Genomic DNA, 22,695 nt, shown 5'->3' with positions numbered 1-22,695 from the left:
TGTGTTCGCTCCGACTGCCTGCGATCGCGCGCAAGCGCTCCCGCACGCGATGGCATGCAGCGGGCCATCGCAGACAATTTGGCTGGCGACGCCTCAGTCGATGAACTGCAAGCGCGCGAGTTCCGCGTACAACCCGCCCTGCGCGAGCAGATCGGCGTGCGTGCCCTGGGCGACGATGCGGCCGCGGTCCATGACCACGATGCGATCGGCCTTGAGGATGGTCGCCAGCCGGTGCGCGATGACCAGCGTGGTGCGGCCTTCCATCAGACGCGCCAACGCTTCCTGCACCGCATATTCGCTCTGCGCGTCGAGCGCGGACGTCGCCTCGTCGAGCAGAAGAACTGGGGCGTCGCGCAGCAGGGCGCGGGCGATCGCGATGCGCTGCTGCTGACCGCCGGACAGGCGCGCGCCACGCTCGCCAAGCTGAGCGTCGTAGCCATCGGGCAGCTCGCGGATGAAGGCATCGGCCTCGGCGGCGCGTGCGGCGGCTTCGATCTCGGCATCGCTCGCCTCGAGCCGTCCGTAGCGGATGTTCTCGCGCGCGCTCGTGGCGAAGATCGTCGGCGCCTGCGGCACGAGCGCGAGCTGCGCGCGCAGCGTGGCCGGGTCGAGGGCGCGGATGTCGACGCCGTCGAGCGAGACCGCGCCTGCAGACGGGTCGTGGAAGCGCAGCAGCAGCGACAGCACGGTGCTCTTGCCGGCGCCGGACGGACCGACCAGCGCCACGGTCTCACCGGGCGCGACGTGCAGATTGAAATGGTCCAGCGCGGGGACGTCCGGGCGCGACGGGTAGTGGAAGCGCACATCCTCGAAACGCAGCTCGCCCCGGACCGGCGCCGGCAATGCGGCGGGCGCGTCCGGCACGCGGATGCCGGCGCGTTCGACCAGCAGTTCGCCGATCCGGCCCATGCCCCCGGCGGCGCGCTGCAGCTCGTTCCACACTTCGGCCAGCGCACCGACAGAGCCCGCGCCGAACAGCGCGTACAGCACGAACTGGCCCAGCGTGCCGGCGGTCATGCGACCGTCGATGACATCGTGCGCACCCGACCACAGCACCACAGTCACCGCGCCGAAGATCAGCGTGATCGCGACCGCGGTGATGATCGACTGCAGGCCGATGCGGCGGCGCGCGGTGGCGACCGACTGCGCGACGGCGTCGGTGAAGCGGCCGCGCTCCCAGGGCTCTCGCGCGTGCGCCTGCACGGTGCGGATCGCGCCCAGCGTCTCGTTGGCGAGCGCATTGGCATCGGCCACGCGGTCCTGGCTCTGTCGCGCGATCTTCGTCAGCTTGCGTCCGCCCAGCACCAGCGGCAGCACGAACAGCGGGATGCCGATCAGGGTGAAGGCCGCCAGCCGCGGGCTGGTCACGACCAGCATCGCCACGCTGCCGATCACCATGACCGTGCTGCGCAGGGCGACGGACATCGTGGAGCCGACGACCGAACGCAGCAGCTCGGTATCCGCGCTCAGGCGCGAGACGAGATCGCCGCTGCGGGTCTGTTCGAAGAACGGCTGGTCGAGATCGAGCAGATGACCGTACAGACGCGTGCGCAGATCGGCCACGACGCGCTCGCCGAGCAGCGAGACGAAGTAGAAGCGCGCGGCGGTGAAGATCGCCAGCGCCACCGCGACCACCAGCAGCAGCGCGAACGCGCGATCGATCTGCTCGCCGCCGGTGAAACCGTGGTCGATCATCTGCTTGACCGCTGCCGGCAGGCTCAACGTGGCGGCCGACGACAGCGCCAGCGCGACCAGCCAGGCCGCAAACAGGCCACGCTGGCGCATCACGAACGGCCACAAGGTCTTGAGCGCGCCGATGCGCGCTTTCGGTTGGCCGTCGTCAGGCGCGGCGCGGGGAGATCGGAATGCCATCAGCCATTGTCGTCGAAGCGGACCCGGTCACGGGTGGCATCGCGCAGACGGGTTTTCAAGTCGTCGACGCGGTCGGCCGGCAGCTCCAGCAGCAGCCGCACGCCTGACGCGTCGAAGGTTTCGTCGCGCTTGATCGCGAGCGCCGCCGGCAGCGCCGCATGCACACTGCCCAGTGCATCGAAAGGCGCATGCAGCGCAACGGTGGCCATTTCGACCAGCGGCAGGCGCGGCGCGGTGCGCAGGCATTCGGCCGCACAGCCGCCATAGGCCCGTACGAGACCACCGGCACCGAGCTTGATGCCGCCGTACCAGCGCACCACGACCACGGCGACGCGGTCGAAGCCCTGGCCGTCGATCGCCGCGAGGATCGGGCGGCCGGCCGTCCCGGCCGGCTCACCGTCGTCGCTGGAGCGGTAGGCATCGCCGATGCGCCAGGCCCAGCAGTTGTGGGTGGCGTCGGCCACGTGGACCCGCTGCATGAAGGCGGCCGCCGCATCCGCGTCGTCGACGGGCGCGGCATGCGCGATGAAGCGGCTGTGCTTGACCTCGAGCGTGTGATCGACCGGCCCGGCCAACGTGTCGAGCGGCATCAGTCCAGCAACGCGCGCAGATCGGGCGGCAGTTCGGCCTTGGGATGGCGACGATGGAACTCGGTCAGACTCGCCCGGGCTTCGGCGATCCGGCCCGCATCCAGCAGCTCACGCACGCGGGCCAGCCAGGCCGCCCGCACTTCCGGTGCATCGACGGTGGCCGGCGGTTCGATGTCGTCGGGAACGTCCTCGATGGATTCGATCAGCAGCGCCTGCGATTCGGCGCGCTGGGCACGGGCGTGCGGTGTCGTGGCCACGCGCGAGCCGGTGTCCGCCAACGCGGCCGGCGGCGAGGGCGGCGAGGGCGGTGCCGGCGGCGGTGCGGGAGGCGCCGGCGGTGGCGCGGACGAAGCGGGCGACCTTGCAGCCGCCGTCGCAGGCGCGGGTGCAGGCACGGGGAAGGCCTGGGTGCCGAGCGCGGTGCGGCGCTCGGCCGACACGGCGCCTGCAGATGCGGGTGTCGCCGACGTGGGGGCCGGCGCGGGCACGGCGTCGCGTGCAAGGGACTCGCGTGCGTCCTGCGATCGCGTCGTCAAGGCGGCCTCTTCGGCATCCATCGCTGTGGCAGGTGCGGCGACCGGCGCCTCGCTGGCGGGCACGGCGGGCGATGCGATCTGCTCCGGCTGCGACGGCGCCGGCGCCTTCAGCGGCGTCGACGCCGGGTGTGGCGACGGTGCGGGCGCGGCCTCGTCCATCATGCGTGCCGCTGCGGGTGCGGCCATGTCCGCCTCCGAGCGCGCGCGCGGCGCCTCGTCGCCGGGACCCGGCCGCAACTGCCAGGCGATGCCGACCGCCAGTGCCAGCGATGCGGCGATGCCGACCGCCAACGGCCAGCGGCGGCGCGTGGGCGGTGCCTGCAGTGCAGACACCCGCGGCGCGGGCGCGGCCGGCGTCGCCGCCTCGCGCGCCGCAGCGAGGATCGCCGCATCGAGCGCCGCAGACGGCGACGACTGCCCGCCGTCGCGCGCCAGCAGATCGGCCAGTGCGCGCTCGTCGGGCGTCAGCGGTTCGCGGTCGGTTCGGTTCATGGGTTCAACAGCACGCGCAGTTTGTCCATCGCGTAGCGCAGGCGCGACTTCACGGTTTCACGGCCGACACCGGTGATCTCGCCGATCTCCTCCAGTGTCAGTTCCTGCTCCAGCCGCAGCAGCACGACCTCGCGCTGTTCGGGCGGCAGCGTCTCCAGCGCAAGCTGCAACTGGCGACGCTGTTCGAACTCGGAGAGCCGGCGTTCCGGCGAGTCAGGATCGACGATCCGCGCTGTGCGCAGGTCGGCGTCTTCCGGCGGTGGCGGCCGATGCTGCGCGGCGCGCCAGTGGTCGGCCAGGCGATTGTGGGCGATGCGGTAGAGCCAGGTCGTGAACAGTGCATCCGGCGTCCAGCCGGCGCGCGCGGCGATCACCCGCTGCCAGATGTCCTGGAACACCTCGTCGGCGAGCGCGCCATTGCGCAGCTGCCGGACGAGAAAGCGGTAGAGCCGGTCGCGGTGACGCCGGTAGAGCGTTTCGAACGCCGCGGCATCGCCCGCGACCCATGCCTGCATCAGGGCATCGTCGCCGGGCGGCTCCTGCTGGCTGGCGATGTCGGGCATGCCCGGCAGGGTACGTGCTGCAGGCGTGACCGGGAAGACCGGGCAGGGCGGTGACGCGGGGACGCGCTGTGCGTGCATGCCGGCTTCCAACGTCCGGATGCGCCGGATGGGGCTTGGCGCACGGGTTGCATGTGAGGTTTTGGTTATCCTCCCGTCAGTCACGGACCGCCAAAACCACGTGCCCCATCGTCAGCGCCCCGACGCCCATGCCCAGCCGCCCGCCGATGCGGCGGCGCGTGCGTGGGAAATCCTCTCCACCGCGCCGGTGAAGCTGGCGGTGGCGATCGCGTGGCGCAGCGCGCGCGGCGGCACCGGCGCGATCCTGACCCAGGACGCGCCTGCCACGCTTCTGGATCTGGCGACTGCGGCCCGCGACGACGATACGGCAGCGTGCACGTCGGACGCCCGCGTGTTCCGCACCTTGCGCGGCGACGCCTGCGCAGCGGTCGCCATCGCCAGCGGACCCGACGATGCGATCCGCTCGGCCTGGGCGCGCCTCGCGGCGAACGGCCTGCTCGCCGCGCTCGACGCGATGGCCGCCGAGCACGATGTGGCCATGCTGCAACGTTCCGAACGCCTGCAGCAGGCGCTGTACGAGATCGCCGACCTTGCCGGGTCCTCGCTGGAGATGGGCGAGGTGCTGGCGCGTATCCACGGCGTCGTCGGCGGGCTGATGACCGCCGAGAATTTCTACATCGTGCTGTACGACGATCTGCGCGAGACCTTGCGCTTCCTTTACTTCGTCGACGCGCTCGACCCCTGGGTCGCCGATCCGGAGCAGGAGCTGCACGTCAACGACATGCCCAACAGCCTGACCATCGCGCTGCTGCGCGAAGGCCAGCCGATGCTCGGCCCGTCGGCGCAGCTGCGCCGCGCACACGGCGTGGCCGACAGCGAACTGCTGCACGGCCCCGACAGTGCCGACTGGCTCGGCGTGCCGCTGCGCCGCGACGGCCGCGTCTGCGGTGCGATCGTGGTGCAGAGCTACGACCGCCCGGACCGCTACAGCCACGAGGACCGGGCGCTGCTGGAGTTCGTGGCCCAGCACATCCTCACCGCGCTCGACCGCAAGCAGGCCCAGGCCGAACTCGAGCGGCGCGTGGATTCGCGCACGCTGGAGTTGCAGGAGGCCAACCTCGTGCTGCAGGCGCAGATCGCCGAACGCGGTCGCGCCGAACGTCTCCAGCGCGCCCTCTACCGCATCAGCGAACTCTCGGTCACGGCCGGCAGCGTGGAACGCTTCTACGCGGATCTGCACGCGATCGTCGGCGAACTGCTGTACGCGCGGAACTTCTACATCGCGATGCTCAGCCAGGACGGCCAGCGCCTCGAGTTTCCGTACTCGGTCGACGAACGCGATGCCGCACGCCGCCCGCGCCAACGCGCGAACGGACTGACCGAATACGTCATCGACAGCGGCGAACCGCTGCTCGCACGACGCGAGAGCATCGTGCTGCTCGAGGCCACCGGCGAACTGCAGAGCCGCGGTACGCACGCGCAGTGCTGGCTGGGCGTGCCGCTGAGCCGCGACGGGCGCCCGGTCGGCGCGATCGCGGTGCAGAGCTACGATCCGGAGATCAGTTTCGCCCAGAGCGACCAGGCCCTGCTGACCTTCGTCGCCCACCACATCGACAGCGCGCTGGAGCGCAAGCGCGCGCAGGAAGCGCTCAAGGCCGCGCACACGGATCTGGAATTCCGGGTCGACGCGCGCACCCGCGAGCTGGAAGAAGCCAACCGCGAACTGCGCGCCCAGATCGGCGAGCGCGTGCGCGCGCAGCAGCGCCTGGTGCACCAGGCGCGGCACGACCCGCTGACCGGGCTGCCGAACCGCGTGCAGCTGCTGGAACGGCTCAATGCCGCGCTGGCGTCGTCGGAAAGCCGGCAGGAACCGTTCGCGGTGCTGTTCCTCGATCTCGACCGTTTCAAGCTCGTCAACGACAGTGTCGGCCACGCGGCGGGCGACGCGATGCTGGTCGAGATCGCGCAGCGCGTGTCCGCGCTGCTGGGGCCACAGGACATGGCCGCGCGGCTGGGCGGCGACGAATTCGCACTGGTGCTCGGCGGAGTGGATGATGCCTCGGTCGCCGACACCATGGCCGCCGCATTGCTGGCGACGCTCGCCCGGCCGATGTGGGTCGCGGGACGGGAGTTGTATCCCTCGGCCAGCATCGGTATCGCGATGTCGCATCCGGGCGCCGACGGTGATGGCCTGCTGCGCGACGCCGACGCGGCGATGTATCGCGCCAAGGCCCGCGGCCGCGACCGCAGCGAGCGGTTCGACGAGGCCATGCGTGCCGAGGCGACGCGACTGCTGGATCTGGAAGCCGACCTGCGGCGCGCGATCCTGCAGGACGCGTTCGAGCCGTACTACCAGCCGATCGTGCGCCTATCGGACGGCGCGGTCATCGGCCACGAGGCGCTGCTGCGCTGGCGGCACGAACTGCACGGAATGCTGACGCCGGGCGATTTCATCGGCGTCGGCGAAGACACCGGTCTGATCGAGCAGGTCGACTGGCTGATGTATCGCCGCGTGATCCGTGATCTGCATGTGCTCGAGCGCGGCTACGTGTCGATCAACGTCTCGCCGCGGCACTTCCGCTCCGACGATTTCGTCGAGCGTCTGATGCAGCTGGTCGACGAGGCCGGGGCCGATCCGTCGCGACTGCGCATCGAGATCACCGAGGTGGCACTGCTCGACGATGCGCCACGCGCCCTGCGCATGCTCAATCTGCTGCGCGAACGCGGCGTGCTGGCGCTGCTCGACGACTTCGGTACGGGCTTCTCGGCGCTGTCCTATCTGCACCGGTTCCCGATCCAGTCGCTGAAGATCGACCAGAGTTTCGTGCAGGGTCTGGGCAGCGATCTGCATGCCGAGAGCCTGGCGCTGGTGCGCGCGATCCTCGCGCTGGCCGGCACGCTGGGCATCGACACCATCGCCGAAGGTGTCGAAACGCAGGCACAGCGCGACCTGCTCAACGAACTCGGCTGCCTCTACGGACAGGGCTACCTGTACGGACGTCCGGCGCCGCTCTGAGAGGCCGGCGGCACGGTGCTAGAGTGCCGCGCACGTTTCAATGGAGTGCGCGACATGCAGCAGACCCGCTTCTATCCGATCGGCACACCCGGCACGCCCTGGGGCGAGGCCGAACGCGCCGACTGGCGTGCGCGCCAGGTGCGCCAGCGCAGCCACGCCGACGATGTCGTCGCCCGCGTCGATGCGCTGCGCGCGCGTTTCGACGTCGAGACCTACGGGACGCTGTCGGCCGACGGTCGTACGTATCCGCTGCTCGCGATCCGCAGCCGCGACTGGAATCCGGACCTGCCGGTCGGCGTGGTCAGCGGCGGCGTGCACGGTTACGAGACCAGTGGCGTCGTCGGCGCATTCGAGTTCGTCGAGCGGTCCGCCGAGGCATACGCGGGCCGCATCAATCTGTTGGTCGTGCCCTGCGTGAGTCCCTGGGGCTACGAGCACATCCAGCGTTGGAATTTCGACGCGATCGATCCGAACCGTTCGTTCCGCGCAGGCAGTCCCGCACAGGAATCCGCCGCGCTGGTCGCGCTGCTCGCGCCGTTGCGCGGACAGGTGCTGGTGCACGTGGACCTGCACGAGACGACCGACACCGACGAGTCGGAGTTCCGCCCGGCCAAGGCCGCGCGCGACGGCGAGGCGTTCGAGCCCGGCGGCATTCCCGACGGCTTCTATCTGGTCGACGACAGCGTGCAGCCGCAGCCCGCGTTCCAGCAGGCGATCATCGCGGCGGTGGAGCAGGTGACCCACATCGCGCCGGCGGACGCAAATGGCGAGATGATCGGATCGCCGGTCGTCGGCCATGGCGTCATCGAGTATCCGGTCGAGGCGCTCGGCCTGTGCGCCGGCATCACCGGTGCGCGCTACGTGACGACCACCGAGGTCTACCCCGACAGCCCGCGCACGTCGCCGGAAGAATGCAATGCGGCGCAGGTTGCGTCGGTGGTGGCGGCATTGGACTACGCGCTGGCGCACCGCTGAGCGGCGCATGCGTACTTGAATCTCCAGGCCGGATCCGGGGATGTCGAAACCTGAAGCCCTCCCCCGCGCGGCGGGGAGGGTTGGGTGGGGGCAAACGGCCAGATCCTCAGGATTTTGGAATCAAGCACCTGCACTACGGGCAATCTGTTGATGCTGCGACCGGATCGTTTGCCCCCATCCCGACCTTCCCCCGCTGGCGGGGGAAGGGGCTGATTTCCGCCAGCGTGGGCTCTGCCAATGGCTCGCCGATCAGCTCGTGACAGCGGACGAGGGTCCTGAAGGCGGACCGTGCATGAATCAGGATTTCATCCCGAAAAGAATAAGGCCACCGCATGCGGTGGCCTTTTCAATTCCAGCGAATGCGCGGATCAGAAATCCGCCCGAAGTCCCAGCGAAACACGACGACCCGACAGCTCGTACATCGTCGGGAACGACGGATCCATGGTGTAGCCGGTCGTCGCCTCGTCGGTCAGGTTGATGCCCTTGAGGCTCAGCTTGATGTTGTCGGTGAGGCGATATCCGATCGACACGTCGAGCTGGCCGTAGGCGTCGCGGTAGATCGGATACATGTTGTAGCCGATCGATTCCACATACTCGCTCTTGTGGTTGTAAGACACGCGCGCGTCGAAGCTGTCGTTCTCGTAGTACGCGGTCAGGTTCCAGGTCTTCTCGGCCAGGCCCGGCATCGGCGTCTGGATGCCGAGGTCGGATTCGCCGGCCAGCGAACTGTCGAGCATCGTGTAGTTGGCGTTGATGCCGAAGCCTTCGAGCACCGGATGGAAGGTCGCCAGCGGCAGCTGTGCGATCAGTTCGATGCCGTCGACCTCGTAGGCGCCGTCGGCATTGACCGGCTGGTAGACGTCGAAATCGTAGATGCCGTTGAGCGTGCCGTTGGCGTTGTAGACCGGTACGTCCTCGACGATGCCCGTCAGCGCGTTGATCACCACGCCGTCGATCTTCTTGCGGAAATACGACGCGGCCAGCAGACCGCCGTTGGAGAGGTACTTCTCCAGGCCGACTTCCCACTGGTCGGCGTACGTCGGCTGCAGCGCCGGGTTGCCGTCGGTGAACCGGTAGGAGCTCCAGCTTGCCGTGCGCTTGTAGGCGATATCGGTCATCGCCGGGCGGATCAGCGTTTCCGACGCGGCCGCGCGCAGCAGCAGGCCCTCGGCCAGTTCCGCGGTGATGTTCAGGCTCGGCAGCACGTCGCTGTAGTCGCCGTCCATCGACACCGGCGCGTCGGTATAGCCGGTGGTGCCGTCCGGATTCTGCACCGGGTGGTAGCCGAACGAGGTCACCGAAGTGTCGATGTAGCGCGCCCCCGCGTTGATGTCGACCGGCACCCGGCCGATGTCGAACGCGAAGTCGGCCATCGCGTACAGCGCGGTCGCCTGTTCGTCGACGCGGTAGTACTGGGCATCGTCGAAGGGCGTGGAGAACCCGGCGTAGCGGAAGGTGCTGCGGGCGTAGTCGTTGCCGACCATCTGCCAGTCCAGATCGCGCGCGGTGTAGGCGCCGCCGGGCACGATGTTGCCGATCGGCTGCAGCTGGCTGTCGGCCAGCGTGCGTGTGTTGACCCAGCTGTTGTTGCCCGCCGAAGGTCCGCCAATCTTGGCTTCGCCGTACCGGCGTTCTTTTGACTTGTCGGTGTGGCGCACGCCGAACTGCACGGCCTGCAGCGCCGGCAGGAAACCGAGATCGAAAGTCCTGCGCAGGTTGACCTCGCCGGCGTACTTGTCGTCGTCGATGTGCTCGAGCGTGGTTTCGTAGGCCTCGAACAGATAGCGCGAGGGCGAGGCGTACATGTCGAAACCGTTCGACGTGGCGCTCGGGATGGTCTCGCCACTGTGGCCGGTCCAGCGCGTGCGCGAGGGCGCGTAGGCGACGTGCTTGAGGTTGGCGTAGTCCAGCGTCTTCTTCGCGCCTGACCAGCCGAGCAGGGCGTCGACGGTCCAGCTGTCGCCGCGCCAGTCGAGCGCGGCGCTGTACTGGCGGAAGTCGGTCTCGTTGCGACGCTCCTTGCTCAGGAACTCGTGCTGGGTCGCGGTGTAGGACACGTCGCGCAGCACCAGGATGCCCTGCTGCGCCAGCGTGGTGTCGTCGTATGCGTGGATCGTCTCCAGCGTGCTGCGGCTGGAGGCCGAGTAGGCCGCCGCGTCGTACTCGTCCTCGGTGGTGTCGTAGCCGCCGATCAGCGCGTCGAAGGTCAGGCTGAAATCGTTGCCGGGCTTGAACTGCAGCGACGCGGTGGCGCCCCATTTGTCCTGCTCGTTGAGGAACACGCGGTCGCCGACCTTGTCCTGGAACACGATCAGGTTGGACTCCGCGGTGCTCGCGCGGTTGCCGATCTGCCGGCCGGTGTCGCGCTCGATGACCGCTTCGGCCTGCGCGCCGCGCACGCCGGAGGCACCGAGGAAGCGCGACATTGGCCGGAAATTGATGCCCGAGGTCGCGTCGGTGCGGTTGGTGCGCCTGGCCTTGGAGAACGAGACCAGCGCGCCCCAGTCGCCCCAGGTGTCGGAGGCCAGAAACGAGATCTTCGGATCGGTCTCTTCGGAGATCGAGTTGTGCGCGCCTTCGACCGAGCCGACCAGCTGCCGCGAGCCGTAGTCGAAGGGGCGCGCGGTGGAGATGTCCACCGAACCGGCGATGCCGCCTTCCTCGTCCGCGGCGGTTGGCGACTTCTGCACCGTGACCTGCTGGATGATCTCGGACGCGAAGATGTCGAACTCGACCTCGCGGCCGCCGCTGCCCGAGGCCGTGGCGAGATCGTTGATCGAGACGTGCGTGTAGTCGGAGGGCAGGCCGCGCACGTTGACGCGCGAACCCAGGCCCTTGTTGCGTTCGATGGTCACGCCGGGCATGCGCTGCAGCGCTTCGGCGAGATTCTGTTCCGGGAAATCGGCCACGTCGGTGGCGACGATCGAATCGGAAAAGCCCACGTTGTCGCGCTTGAGGTCCACTGCCTGCTCGAGGCTGCGGCTGTAGCTGCCGGTGACGGAAACGGCGTCCAGCGCCTGGATCTCGTCGTTGGCCGGCGCGTCCTGTGCGATGGCGAATGTCGGCATGGCGACCATGCCGCCGACGAGAAGGATGTGGATGCTCCGGCTCAGACAGCGCGGACGCAGCCCGGACGCGCGACGCGCCGGGTAGTTGGACTTCATGCCAGGTGTTCCCCTTGGATTGGACGAGCGATGCGCCGTGCACGGGCACGCGACGCGACAGGCCTGTCAGGGCCGGGGCGGAGGCTAACGACGCTTCATTGAAGTTTTGTTGCGATGCAGCGCATCGGATGCACACGGTGCGCCGTCGCGACGCGCGCGCATTACGATGGCGCTTCCGGACCGCTGCAGGACTTCGCCATGGTTACGCCGCCCAAGCTCACCGCACGCGATTTCGATCCCGACGTGCTCGACCTGTTCGACCAGTACGTGCACGGCGCGATCGACCGGCGCGGATTTCTCACGCGCGCAAGCCGCATCGCGGGCGCTGCCGGCGCGGCCGGCATCCTCGCCGCGCTGACGCCGCAGTTCGCCAGCGCGCAGCAGATCGCGCCCGACGATGCGCGCCTGCAGGCGAGCTACCGCGAGTTCGATTCGCCCGAAGGCAACGGGCGCGGCCGCGGCTATCTGGTGCGACCGGACGGCGCGACCGGCCCCTTGCCGCTGGTGCTGGTGGTGCACGAGAACCGCGGTCTCAACCCGCACATCGAGGATGTCGCCCGGCGCGTCGCACTCGAGGGCTACATCGCATTCGCGCCCGACGCGTTGTTTCCGAAGGGCGGGTATCCGGGCGAGGAGGACGCGGCACGCGCCCTGTTCGCCACGCTCGACCAGGACAAGGCGCGCGCGGATTTCGTCGCGGCGGCCGCATTCCTGCGAACCGTCGACGGCGGCAACGGCCGGCTCGGCGTCGTCGGCTTCTGCTACGGCGGCGGCATGGCGAACTGGCTCGCCACGCGCCTGCCGGATCTGAAAGCCGCGGTGCCGTTCTACGGTCCGGCGGCGCCGCTCGAGGACGTGCCGAAGATCACCGCCGAGCTCCTCGTCGTGCTCGCGTCCAACGATGTCCGCGTCAATGCCGGATGGCCCGATTACGAAGCTGCCCTGAAGGCTGCCGGCAAGACGTACACGCTGTTCCAGCCGGCAGATACCGAGCATGGCTTCAACAACGACACCACGCCGCGCTACGACGAAGCCGCCGCGAGGGACGCCTGGGCGCGCATGCTCGCGCTGTTCGCGCGCACCCTGCACGCACCGGCCTGATGCTGCGCGGCATCCACCACGCGGCGGTGATCTGCGGCGACTACGCGGTGTCGAAGGCGTTCTACGTCCACACGCTGGGCCTGCGCATCGTGGCCGAGCATTACCGCGAGGCGCGGCAGTCCTGGAAGCTCGATCTGGCGCTGCCCGATGGCGGTCAGATCGAGCTGTTCTCGTTTCCCGACGCGCCGCCGCGCGCCTCGTGGCCGGAGGCGCGCGGCCTGCGCCATCTCGCGTTTGCCGTCGACGATCTCGACGCCGCGTGCGCACGACTGGCCGGGCAGGGCGTGGCATTGGAGCCGGTGCGCATCGATGCGTACACGGGCGCGCGCTTCGTATTCTTCAGCGATCCCGACGGTCTGCCGCTGGAGTTGTACGAGACCGCCTGACCCGAAGCGTCAGAAGGCTTCGGCGAACGCCAGCTCCGGCCCGATCGGCACGATGCCGCTGGGGTTGATCTGGCGGTGGCTCTGGTAGTAGTGCCGGCGGATGTGGTCGAAATTGACCGTCGGCGCGACCGCCGGCTCCGCGTACAGGCGCTGCGTGTAAGCCGATAGCACGGGATAGTCGGACAACCGCCGCAGATTGCACTTGAAGTGGCCGTGGTAGACGGCATCGAAACGGAGCAGGGTGGTGAACAGACGCCAGTCGGCCTCGGTCTGCACGTCGCCGCACAGCCACCGGCGATCGGCGAGGTGGGATTCGAGCCAGTCCAGCGTCTCGAACACGCCCCGCGCGGCGTCCTCGTAGGCCTGCTGGTCGGTCGCGAAGCCGGCCTTGTACACGCCGTTGTTGAGACCGTCGTAGATGCGCGTATTGAGTGCGTCGATCTCGCCGAGCAGCGCCGCCGGCGCGTAGTCGCCGGGCGTCGCGCCGACGCCGTCGAAGGCGCTGTTGAACATGCGGATGATGTCGGCCGATTCGTTGCTGACGATGGTCTCGCGCCGCGTGTCCCACAACACCGGTACCGTGACGCGTCCGGTGTAGCTGGAATCCGCCTTGGCGTAGAGCTGCCACAGCGTGTCCACGCCATGCAGCGGATCGGCGATCACGCCCGGGCCGGTCGCGAAGGTCCAGCCATCGTCGGCCATCAGCCAGTGCGTGACCGACAGGCCGATCATCGCCTGCAGGCCCTTGAGCTCCCGGAAGATCGTCGCGCGGTGCGCCCAGGGGCAGGCACGTGCGATGTAGAGGTGGTAGCGGCCCGGCTCCGCCTCGAAGCCGCCTGCGCCGGTCGGGCCGGGCGCGCCGTCGGCGGTGACCCAGTTGCGGAACACGGACTGCGGGCGTTGCAGCCTGCCGTCGTCGTCGACGAGCGAGTCGTCGTCGGATTCCCAGCGGCCTTCGATCAGCATGCCCATGTGTCCGGTGTCCTGTGCGGGTGCGCGAGGACGCCAAGCCTGGCCGATGCAGGGTCAAGGCGACGTCCCCAGGCGCCGATTCAGCCGGGCTGGAGGCGGATTCCGGACGCGCGTGCGCGGTGATCGGGCGTGTGGGAGGCCGCCGCGGGTGCCGCGCCGGCGACGCTTGAAAACGGTTACGCTCGCGGTCGCGGCGGCCCACGTGCCGGCGTCGCGACCCTGGGGAGGGCGTGCGAAGACAGGACAGGCGCGCGATGCGGAAGCGGATGCGGTGGCTGTGCGGGTCGATGTGTGCGCTGGTCGGCGTGGCTGCATTCGCACAGGAAGGACTGCCGCCGCGCGCGTCCTGGACGGCGACGAGTTCCTCGACCCAGGTGCAGGCCGAGGCGATTGGACATTTGATCGACGGCGATCCCACCACGAAGACCGGTGGCGCGTTCAGTGCCGGGCACTGGTTCCAGGTCGATCTGGGCCGCGCGGCCGACATCGGCGGCGTGCGCATCCGCTGGGATCTCGCCAACCCCGAAGGGTTCGTGCTGCAGGCCGCCGAGCGCGCAGGTGACTGGCGCGACGTGCACGTGCAGGCGGATTCGCTGGGTGGGGTGGAGACGCTGTTCTTCGCGCCGGTGCGTGCGCGCTGGCTGCGGCTGGCGGCGTTGCCGAAGACCTCGGACTGGGGCGTGTCGATCTTCGAGTTCGAACCGCTGCCGGTCGCCGAGGCGCCGCGGATCGACGGGCTGGACGATGCGGGCAACGCGCGCGTCTGGCGCAGGGGCGATACGCCGGTGCCGGTCGGAATGGACGGCGATTCGGGACGCGTCGCGTTGGCGTTCGCATCGCCGCAGCCCACCGCCGGCCTGCGCGTCGAATGGGCCGGCACGCGCAGCGGCGCGACCCTGGAAGCACGCGACGCTGAAGGCGACTGGCAGGTCGTGGCGCGCGATCCGTTCCCCGGCGATGGCGGCGTGTCGGCGCTGGCGAGTCCGGTCGCACTGGAGACGCGCGGACTGCGCGTCAGTGTGACGCGTGGTGACGGTGCGCCGCCTGCGGTCGCACGTCTGCGGTTGCTCGGGCCCGGCGAGGTGATGACGCCGATGCGCGCCTACCAGTCGGCCGCCGCGCGTGGCACCGCGGCGCTGTTCCCGCCGTCGCTGCGCATGCAGCAGACCTACTGGACCGTCGTCGGCGTGCACGGCGGCCTGCAGAAATCGATCTTCGACGAGTGGGGCAATCTCGAAGCCTGGAAGGACGCGCCCTTGGTGCAGGCGATCTGGCGCGATGCACGTGGCGCCGCCAGCGCGGCCACCGGAACGCCGGTGCACACGCTGCGCGATCGCTGGATGCCGATGCCGGCGGTCGACTGGACCGCGACACCGGACATCGCCGTGCGCAGCGAGACCTTCACCACGACACTCGACGGCCAGCCGGTGACCTTGCTGCGACATCGCGTCACCAACCGCGGCGCGACCGCGATCGACGGCACGCTGTCGCTGCTGGTACGTCCGATGCAGATGAATCCGCCGTGGCAGAACGGCGGGCTGTCGCCGATCCGCGAGATCGCGATCGCCGCCGATCCGCTCGGCACCGCGGTCCGCGTCAACGACCGCACGCTGCTGACATCGCTGACGCCGCCGACGCACCAGGGCGCGGCGGCGTTCGGCGAAGACGGCGCGACCGAGCTCACGCCGCATGCCGCGGCCGGCACGGCGCCCGCTGCGCAGTCCGCGCACGACGATGCCGGTCTGGCGGCGTCGCTGCTCGGCTATCGCATGCGGCTCGCACCGGGTGCCAGCGAATCGGTCGTCGTCGCGTTTCCGCTCGGCCTCACGCGCACGGACCGCAACCACGGCCCGCTGCCCGAAGCGCCGGCACTCGTGCCGGCCTCGCTGCGTGTCGCCGCGACACCGGACGCGAGTTTCGATGCGCTGGCCGCCGCGGTCGCCGACGACTGGCGGGCGCGCTTCGGCAATGTGCACATCACCTTGCCGGATGCCGACATGGTCGATGCGCTGCGCACGCAGGCGGCCTACATGCTGATCAACCGCACCGGCCAGGCGATGCAGCCGGGCCCGCGCAACTACGACCGCTCCTTCATCCGCGACGGCGCCGCGACCGCCGCGGTGCTGCTGCGCCTGGGCCAGGCGGATGTCGCCCGGGATTTTCTGCGCTGGTACAGCGATCACGCGGTGCGCGAGTCGGGTCTGGTCTCGCCGATCATCAACGACGACGGCACGCTGTTCACCGGCTTCGGGTCCGACATCGAGTTCGACGCGCAGGGCCAGTACATCGCCCTGGTGGCCGATGTCGCGCGCCTCGACGGCGGGCCGGAGACCGTGCGCGACTACCTGCCGCAGGTGACCGCGGCGATGCGCTTTCTGCAGACGCTGCGCGAGCGCACGCTGGTGCCGGGCTACATGGCCGATGCTCCGGCGCCGGAGCGGTTCCGCGGCATCATCGCGCCGTCGATCAGCCACGAAGGCTATTCCAGTCCGACGCACAGCTACTGGGACGACTACTGGGCGCTCAAGGGTTGGCACGACGGTGCCTGGCTCGCCGGGCAGCTGGGCGATGCGGACACCGCCGCGTGGGCGCGTGCGCAGTACGACGCGCTGCGCACCGACGTCGCCGCATCGATCCGCGCGACGATGGCCTGGAGTGGGCAGGACACGGTGCCCCCGGCCGCCGATCTGGGGGGCAACGATCCCACCAGTGTCTCGATCGCGCTCGACCCGACCGGACAGCAGGACCTGCTGCCGCCCGACGCGCTGCGCACCACCTTCGACCGCTATCTGGCCGACTTCCGTCGCAACTCGGCGCCCGATGCGCTGTATGCGTATTCGCCCTACGAACTGCGCAACGTGCTGACCTTCGTGCATCTCGACCAGCCCGACGCCGCGTGGGAGATGCTGTCGCGGATGTTCGCCGACCGGCGGCCGCGCCCCTGGCACGTCTGGGGCGAGGTGGTGCATTCGCGCCTGCGCTTTCCGCGCTATCTCGGCGACATGCCGCATACCTGGATCGGCGCCGAATACGCGCGGGCGCTGTTCGGCATGCTGATGCGCGAGGAGGACGCGATGCTGCGGCTGCTGCCCGGTACCCCGATCGACTGGCTGACGGGCGAGGGCCTGCGACTCGATGCGCTGCCGACGGCCTACGGACCGCTGACCCTCCGGGCGCGTGGCGATGCCGCGCGCCTCGAGGTCGCACTCGGCGACGGATTGCGTGCGGGCAGCACCGTGCATCTCGCGTGGCCACAGCGCGCACGGCCGCGGCACGTGCGCGTCGACGGCGCGGAGATGCAGACGTTCGACGCGCAGGGCATCACGCTGCCGGCGACGTTCCGCATACTCGAAGCGGACTGGTCCACCGACTGACACCGTCGTGGCGTGACCGGATGGTCACGGCCGCGACGCCATCCTGCGCAGCCGGCACTTACGCCGCCCTCCAGCCGAGGCGCCATGCGCAGTCCCCCGCAGAACCCGCACGACCTGAGCCGTCACGACCTGCAGGACATCGTCTCGACGATCCACGCCGAAGTGCGCGAGCGCTTCGGCGAGCAGAAGGGCAAGGTAGCCGACTACATTCCCGCGCTCGCCGACGTGCCGCGCGACACCTTCGGCATGGCGGTGGTCACGCTCGATGGCGACGTGTACACGGCCGGCGAGGCGCACCGGCCGTTCTCGATCCAGAGCATGTCCAAGGTCCACACGCTCACCCTCGCGCTCGACAAGGCCGGCGACGATCTGTGGAAGCGGGTCGGGCGCGAGCCCTCGGGTGATCCGTTCAATTCGCTGATCCAGCTCGAGCACGAGGCCGGCATTCCGCGCAATCCCTTCATCAACGCCGGCGCGATCGTCGTCGCCGACGTGCTGCTGTCGCACTACGACGATCCCGAAGCCGCGCTGCTGGAATTCATGCGCGAGCGTGCCGGCAACCCGGACATCGGACGCGACGACGACATCTGGGAATCGGAGCGCAAGAGCGGCTACCGCAACGTGGCGCTGGCCAACTTCATCCGCAGCTTCGGCAACATCAGGAACGACGTGCAGGCGGTGCTGGACCTGTACTACTTCCAGTGCGCGCTGAAGATGAACTGCATCGACCTCGCGCGCAGCCTGCAGTTTCTGGCCTGCCGCGGGAAATGCCCGTCCTCGGGCGAGCAGGTGACCAGCATCGAACGCGCCAAGCGCATCAACGCCGTCATGATGACCTGCGGCACCTACGACGCGGCAGGCGAGTTCGCGTTCCACGTGGGCCTGCCGGCCAAGAGCGGCGTCGGCGGCGGCATCGTCGCGGTGGTGCCGCACGTGCTGAACCTGTGCGTGTGGTCACCGGCGCTGGACGAGAAGGGCAACTCGCTGCTCGGCGGTTACGCCCTGCACCGGTTCACGCGCATGACTGGCCTGTCGGTGTTCTGAGGCCGGGCGCGGCGTGCCACGCCCGGCCTGCGTGATCACGGGCTCTGGTAGTAGACGTTGTCGATGACCAGTTCGACATCCTGCGCCGGCGGGTCGGCGACCACCATGAACATCTGTTTCACCGCGTGCAGATCGAGGTCGTAGAAGGCACTGAAGGGAATCGTCACCTGGTGCCAGTTGCCGTCGCGCACCAGTCCGTAGTTCGGCCCGCTGGCGGTGAAGTCGACCCAGCTGTCGCCGAACGAGGTGTTGATGCCGATCTTGAACGTCGACTGCGTGGTGGTGCGCATGTGGAACTTCAGCGCACCGCCCGCGTAGGCGCTCATGTTGCGGTAGTCGGTGACGATGCCCAGCCCGAACCACTGGCCGGCACTGGCGCGGAACGCCATGACCTCACCGCCTTCGAACGGCGCGGCGGCGATCGGCGCGAGGTTGTTCCAGACGAACAGATCCGCATCGCTGCCGAAATCGAGCGCGCCCGCCAGGCCGCTCTGCTCGGAGTACACGCCGAAGCGACCGGCCGGTACCGCATTGCTGCCACCGACCTGCAGCTCGCTGTCGGGGTGGTCCTGGTACAGGCGGATCCAGTCGACCAGCATCTTGCCGGGCAGCGGCGCGCTGATCGCGTTCGGGTCGAACACGCCGGTGTAGGTGCCGCCGACCGCGAGGTTGAGCAGCAGGTAGTGCGGCTGGTGGAATTCGTGCAGCGAGGCGCCTTCGATGTCGGAGATCGCCATCTCGAAGTACTGCACGCCGTCGACGGTGACGCGGATGAACTGCGGGTCCCAGGTCATGCGGTAGATGCGGTAGTCGTCGTGCAGGTTGGACGGAAAATCCGTGTAGTCGGCATGACTGGCGTGACCGCCGCCATAGTTCCAGTGCACCGCGCCGCCGACCCGGCGATTGGCCATGCCCGCGGCGATGCCGTCGACGTGACCGATCTCCATGATGTCGATCTCCCCGCGGTCCGGCCACACGCCGATCGCGCCGAGCATCCAGTACGCGGGCCACAGGCCGTTGCCTACTTCCGGTGTCTTGATGCGCGCTTCCAGCGTGCCGTATTTGAAGTGCACGCGACCCTCGGTCTTCAGGCGCGCGGAGGTGAAGGGGCTGCCTTCGAAATTTTCGCGTCGCGCCTCGATGACCAGGTTGCCGTTCTCGACGCGTGCGTTCTCCGGGCGAGAGGTGTAGTACTGCAGCTCGCTGTTGCCCCAGCCGCAGATGCCGATCTGGCAGCCGGTGCCAACGTCGTAGGTCCAGGTGTTGCCGTCGATCGAGTTGCCGTTGAAGTTCTCCTGCCAGACCGGTGTCTGTGCCTGCGCGACGGGCGCAACGGTCATGGCGGCGAGGCCGAAGCAGGCGGCTGCAGGCAGTGCGAGCAGTGTCGTGCGATCCATGTGGGCTCCTTGCGTGATGGCGGGTCGGCCCACCCCTGTTCTGGACCGGGCTCGAACCTGCCCGCCATTGACAACGCTGTCAAAGCCAGCGCACCCCGATGTCGCATTCGGGGCACGGAGTCACGGAATCGCGTTCGGATCCCGTGAAAACCCGCACACGAAAACGCCGGCGATGCTGCGAGCGCAACATCGACGGCGCACGTTTGCGGCGCGATGCGATGGCTGCATCGCACCGGGTCGAAACGGCTCAGGGCGCGGTGTCGACAAGCACCAGCTCCGCATCTTCGAGCGCGGTCACGCGGATCGTCGACTCGTCGCGGATCGCCGCGCCGTCGCGGGCGTCGATGCGCACGCCGTTGATCTCCACCGCGCCGGTTGCCGGCACCAGATAGCCCAGGCGTCCGTCACCGAATGCGTACTCCGCGCTGTCGCCGGCCTTCAGCGTCGCGCCGAGCACGCGGGCGTTCGCGCGGATCGGCAAAGCGTCCTCGTCGCCCTCGATGCCGCTGGCCAATGCGACGAAATCACCGCTGCGCGCATCCTTCGGGAACGGCTTGGTGCCCCAGGTCGGCGCACCGCCGCGGGCGTCGGGAATGATCCAGATCTGGAAGATCCGGCTCTGCTCGCCTTCCATGTTGTATTCGGCGTGCTGGATGCCGGTGCCGGCGCTCATCACCTGCACGTCGCCGGCGGCGGTGCGGCCCGCATTGCCGAGGTTGTCCTTGTGGCTGATCGCACCTTCGCGGACGTAGGTGATGATCTCCATGTCCGAATGCGGGTGCGGCGGAAAGCCGGTGCGCGGCGCGATGACGTCGTCGTTCCAGACCCGCAGCGCGCCCCAGCCCATGCGCGCCGGCTCGTGATAGTTCGCGAACGAGAAGTGGTGGTGTGCATCCAGCCAGCCGTGGTTGGCGGCGCCGAGGGTGTCGAAGGGGCGGCGTTCGATCATGTCGTTCTCCAGCAGGTGTTCGGGAATGGCGCCACGTTACGCCTTGCTCCGCGCACAAGGAACGGAAAGAATGGAACTCCATCCATTCCATCTGTGATGTCATGCAGCTTCCCGACCTCGAAGCCTGGGCGATCTTCGCGCGTGTCGCCGAGCTGGGCTCGTTCGCGGCGACCGCCGAATCGCTGGGCATCACCCAGCCGACCGTGTCCAAGGCCATCGCGCGCCTGGAGAAGCGCATCGGTACGCCGCTGCTGCACCGCACGTCGCGACGCATGACGCTGACCGCCGCCGGCCAGGCCGCGGTGGACCGCGCGGCGCGGCTGCTGGCCGAGGGCGAGGCCGTGGAGGCCGCGGTCACCGCGCAGGCGGTCAGTCCGCGCGGCCACGTGCGCATGGCCGCGCCGATGTCCTTCGGCGTCGCCCACCTGGCCCCGCTGCTGCCCGCGTTCATGGCGAGGTTCCCGGACGTCACCATCGAGCTGGTCCTCGGCGACGAGACCGTCGACATCGTCGGCGGCGGCTTCGATCTGGCGCTGCGCATCGGCAACCTCGACGATTCCAGCCTGCTGGCACGTCGGCTGTGCGGCGTGCGCATCCTGCTGGTCGGCGCGCCGGCCTACTTCGAACGCGCAGGCCGGCCGAAGCATCCGCGCGATCTCGCCACGCATCGCGGCCTGACCTACGCGTACGCGCGCTCCGGCACGGCCTGGCGCTTCCACCATGCGCGTCATGGCGACTACTCGGTCGGCATCCCGTCGGTGCTGCGCGCCAACAACGCGGAAGCGCTGACCCCGGCGTTGCTGGCCGGGCAGGGACTGGCCCTGCAGCCGGAATTCCTGGTCTGGCGCGAGCTCAAGCGCGGCGCACTCGAAGTCGCGTTGCCGGGCTGGCAGCCGCCCGAGATCGCCGTGCACGTGGTCATGCCGCCGGGGCGCAGCCGCCCCGCGCGCGTGCAGGCACTGATCGATCACCTCGCCAGGCGCCTGTCGCAGGCGCCGTGGGCGGCCGCCGACTGAGCGGGATGGGCAGGCACGCGCACCGCCGCTACCCTGCGATGTCCGCCGCGTCAGCGACCCCTATGCGATCGAACCTCCTGCTGTCCTGTCTGCTGCTGGCACTGTCCGGTTGTGTCAGCCCGCCCACCAACTCGCCTGCATCCACGTCCCCCGGAACCATGACCGAACACGCCGCCGAAACCCGCTTCACCACGCCTGCCGACTTCGCTGCGACCCAAGCCGCGGCCGGCACCGCCTTCGACGCGGCGGGCTATCGCATTCCCGACGTGCAGGGCCTGCGCCTGGGCACGTTCGCCGGCATGCCGGCACTGCTGCTCGAAGCCCAGGGCGCGCGTGCGGCCATCGCCGTGCATGGTGGGCATCTGCTGTCCTGGGCGCCGGACGGACACGAGGACGTTCTGTGGCTGTCGCCCGCACTGGCGCCCGCGCCAGCGGCGATCCGCGGCGGCGTGCCGGTGATCTGGCCGTACTTCGGCCGGCAGGGGCAGGGCGACGACGTGCCGTCGCACGGCTTCGCGCGCACCGTGCGCTGGCAGGTGGCGTCGGCCCGGCGCGACGCCGACGGCAGCCTGCGCCTGACGCTGGCCCCGCCCGCGCTGGACGGTCTGCCGCTGACGCTGCGCATGGAACTGCACGTCGGCGCGACGCTCGAGCAGCGCCTGGTGACCACCAACACCGGTGACGCGCCGGTCGTGTTCACCCAGGCGCTGCACAGCTACTTCCGCGTCTCCGACGTGCACCGCGTGCGGGTGCAGGGCCTCGACGGTCTGCGCTTCCTCGACAAGAACGACGGGTATGCCGAGCATCCGCAGCGTGGCGACTGGCAACTCGACGATGCTCGCGATCCGGGCCGCAGCGACTACATCTATCGCGACGCGCCCGGCCGCTACGTGCTCGACGATGCCGGCCTCGACCGCCGCATCGAGCTGGTGACCGGCGGCAGCCGCTCGCTGGTGGTGTGGAACCCGGGCGAGGCCTCGGCCGAGCGCAGCAGCGACATGGGCCACGGCGCCTGGCGTGGCTTCCTGTGTCTGGAAGCGGCCAATGCGGGCCCCGATCGCATCGCGCTTGCACCGGGCGCCACGCATACGCTGATGCAGCAGGTCCGCGTGCTGCCGCGGGACTGAAGGCCGCGGCCGCCGGCGCACGTGCCATTGGTTGGGTGCGCCACCGGGCCGACGCGTGGACCCGAGCAGCTATCCTTGGGGTCCGGTTTCGCGCGCAACCGTG

Annotated in this window: 16 protein-coding genes; 8 read left to right on the top strand and 8 right to left on the bottom strand. The window is 69.5% G+C overall.

Annotated elements, in window-relative coordinates; translation table 11 throughout:
• Positions 1-93: 93 nt before the first annotated feature.
• Genes E2F49_RS04365 through E2F49_RS04350 form a run of 4 tightly spaced genes read right to left on the bottom strand, consistent with a single transcriptional unit; the run spans position 94 to position 4,053 of the window.
• Positions 94-1,872, bottom strand: coding sequence for an ABC transporter transmembrane domain-containing protein (locus E2F49_RS04365; protein ID WP_055248368.1), 1,779 nt, complete (start codon positions 1,870-1,872; stop codon positions 94-96).
• Positions 1,872-2,462 carry an IMPACT family protein gene (locus E2F49_RS04360; protein WP_133392760.1) on the bottom strand — a complete coding sequence of 197 codons (591 nt, stop codon included), beginning with the start codon at positions 2,460-2,462 and terminating at the stop codon, positions 1,872-1,874. The genes E2F49_RS04365 and E2F49_RS04360 overlap by 1 nt, the downstream gene beginning before the upstream one ends.
• Positions 2,462-3,490 (bottom strand): hypothetical protein, encoded by a 1,029-nt coding sequence (locus E2F49_RS04355; protein ID WP_133392759.1) that lies wholly within the window; start codon positions 3,488-3,490, stop codon positions 2,462-2,464. Before E2F49_RS04355 ends, E2F49_RS04360 begins: the two co-directional genes overlap by 1 nt.
• On the bottom strand, positions 3,487-4,053 hold the full coding sequence (locus E2F49_RS04350; protein ID WP_133393449.1) for an RNA polymerase sigma factor: 567 nt from the start codon (positions 4,051-4,053) through the stop codon (positions 3,487-3,489). Before E2F49_RS04350 ends, E2F49_RS04355 begins: the two co-directional genes overlap by 4 nt.
• Before the next feature lie 178 nt (positions 4,054-4,231).
• Here E2F49_RS04350 and E2F49_RS04345 point away from each other — a divergent pair, with 178 nt between their 5' ends.
• A complete protein-coding gene (locus E2F49_RS04345; protein ID WP_243713425.1) occupies positions 4,232-7,087 on the top strand; it encodes a GGDEF and EAL domain-containing protein in 2,856 nt (951 codons plus the stop codon).
• Between the two features lie 54 nt (positions 7,088-7,141).
• Complete coding sequence (locus E2F49_RS04340) at positions 7,142-8,062, top strand: DUF2817 domain-containing protein (RefSeq protein WP_133392757.1); 921 nt, start codon at positions 7,142-7,144, stop codon at positions 8,060-8,062.
• Between the two features lie 368 nt (positions 8,063-8,430).
• Here the strand turns inward: E2F49_RS04340 and E2F49_RS04335 are convergent, their stop codons facing one another.
• Entirely contained in the window at positions 8,431-11,226 is a 2,796-nt protein-coding gene (locus E2F49_RS04335) for a TonB-dependent receptor (protein ID WP_133392756.1), read from the bottom strand.
• A 198-nt stretch (positions 11,227-11,424) separates the two neighbouring features.
• Between E2F49_RS04335 and E2F49_RS04330 the strand changes: the two genes are divergently transcribed.
• On the top strand, positions 11,425-12,327 hold the full coding sequence (locus E2F49_RS04330; protein ID WP_133392755.1) for a dienelactone hydrolase family protein: 903 nt from the start codon (positions 11,425-11,427) through the stop codon (positions 12,325-12,327).
• Positions 12,324-12,713 (top strand): SMU1112c/YaeR family gloxylase I-like metalloprotein, encoded by a 390-nt coding sequence (gloA2, locus tag E2F49_RS04325; RefSeq protein ID WP_133393448.1) that lies wholly within the window; start codon positions 12,324-12,326, stop codon positions 12,711-12,713. Before E2F49_RS04330 ends, gloA2 begins: the two co-directional genes overlap by 4 nt.
• Positions 12,714-12,722: 9 nt before the next feature.
• On the opposite strand, the gene E2F49_RS04320 is transcribed toward gloA2, so the two are convergent.
• Positions 12,723-13,685 (bottom strand): glutathione S-transferase family protein, encoded by a 963-nt coding sequence (locus E2F49_RS04320; protein WP_133392754.1) that lies wholly within the window; start codon positions 13,683-13,685, stop codon positions 12,723-12,725.
• A gap of 254 nt (positions 13,686-13,939) precedes the next feature.
• On the opposite strand from E2F49_RS04320, the gene E2F49_RS04315 reads away from it, so the two are divergent.
• Positions 13,940-17,059, top strand: a complete 3,120-nt coding sequence (locus E2F49_RS04315; protein WP_133392753.1) for a discoidin domain-containing protein — start codon at positions 13,940-13,942, stop codon at positions 17,057-17,059.
• Positions 17,060-17,143: 84 nt separating this feature from the next.
• A complete protein-coding gene (locus tag E2F49_RS04310) occupies positions 17,144-18,103 on the top strand; it encodes a glutaminase (protein ID WP_133392752.1) in 960 nt (319 codons plus the stop codon).
• Between the two features lie 35 nt (positions 18,104-18,138).
• Here E2F49_RS04310 and E2F49_RS04305 read toward each other — a convergent pair whose 3' ends face one another.
• Together E2F49_RS04305 and E2F49_RS04300 are read right to left on the bottom strand one after the other, a co-directional pair.
• On the bottom strand, positions 18,139-19,443 hold the full coding sequence (locus E2F49_RS04305; RefSeq protein ID WP_341777512.1) for a glycoside hydrolase family 16 protein: 1,305 nt from the start codon (positions 19,441-19,443) through the stop codon (positions 18,139-18,141).
• A 304-nt stretch (positions 19,444-19,747) separates the two neighbouring features.
• Positions 19,748-20,449 (bottom strand): pirin family protein, encoded by a 702-nt coding sequence (locus tag E2F49_RS04300; RefSeq protein WP_133392750.1) that lies wholly within the window; start codon positions 20,447-20,449, stop codon positions 19,748-19,750.
• A gap of 101 nt (positions 20,450-20,550) precedes the next feature.
• On the opposite strand from E2F49_RS04300, the gene E2F49_RS04295 reads away from it, so the two are divergent.
• Both E2F49_RS04295 and E2F49_RS04290 read left to right on the top strand, forming a co-directional pair.
• Positions 20,551-21,465, top strand: a complete 915-nt coding sequence (locus E2F49_RS04295) for a LysR family transcriptional regulator (RefSeq protein ID WP_133392749.1) — start codon at positions 20,551-20,553, stop codon at positions 21,463-21,465.
• A 158-nt stretch (positions 21,466-21,623) separates the two neighbouring features.
• The gene (locus tag E2F49_RS04290) at positions 21,624-22,592 is read left to right on the top strand and encodes a D-hexose-6-phosphate mutarotase (RefSeq protein WP_243713424.1); all 969 of its coding nucleotides are present in this window, start codon (positions 21,624-21,626) and stop codon (positions 22,590-22,592) included.
• Positions 22,593-22,695 lie beyond the last annotated feature (103 nt).

Source organism: Luteimonas terrae (assembly GCF_004358165.1).
GTDB lineage: Bacteria > Pseudomonadota > Gammaproteobacteria > Xanthomonadales > Xanthomonadaceae > Luteimonas > Luteimonas terrae.
This window is presented reverse-complemented; position numbering and strand designations above follow the sequence as displayed.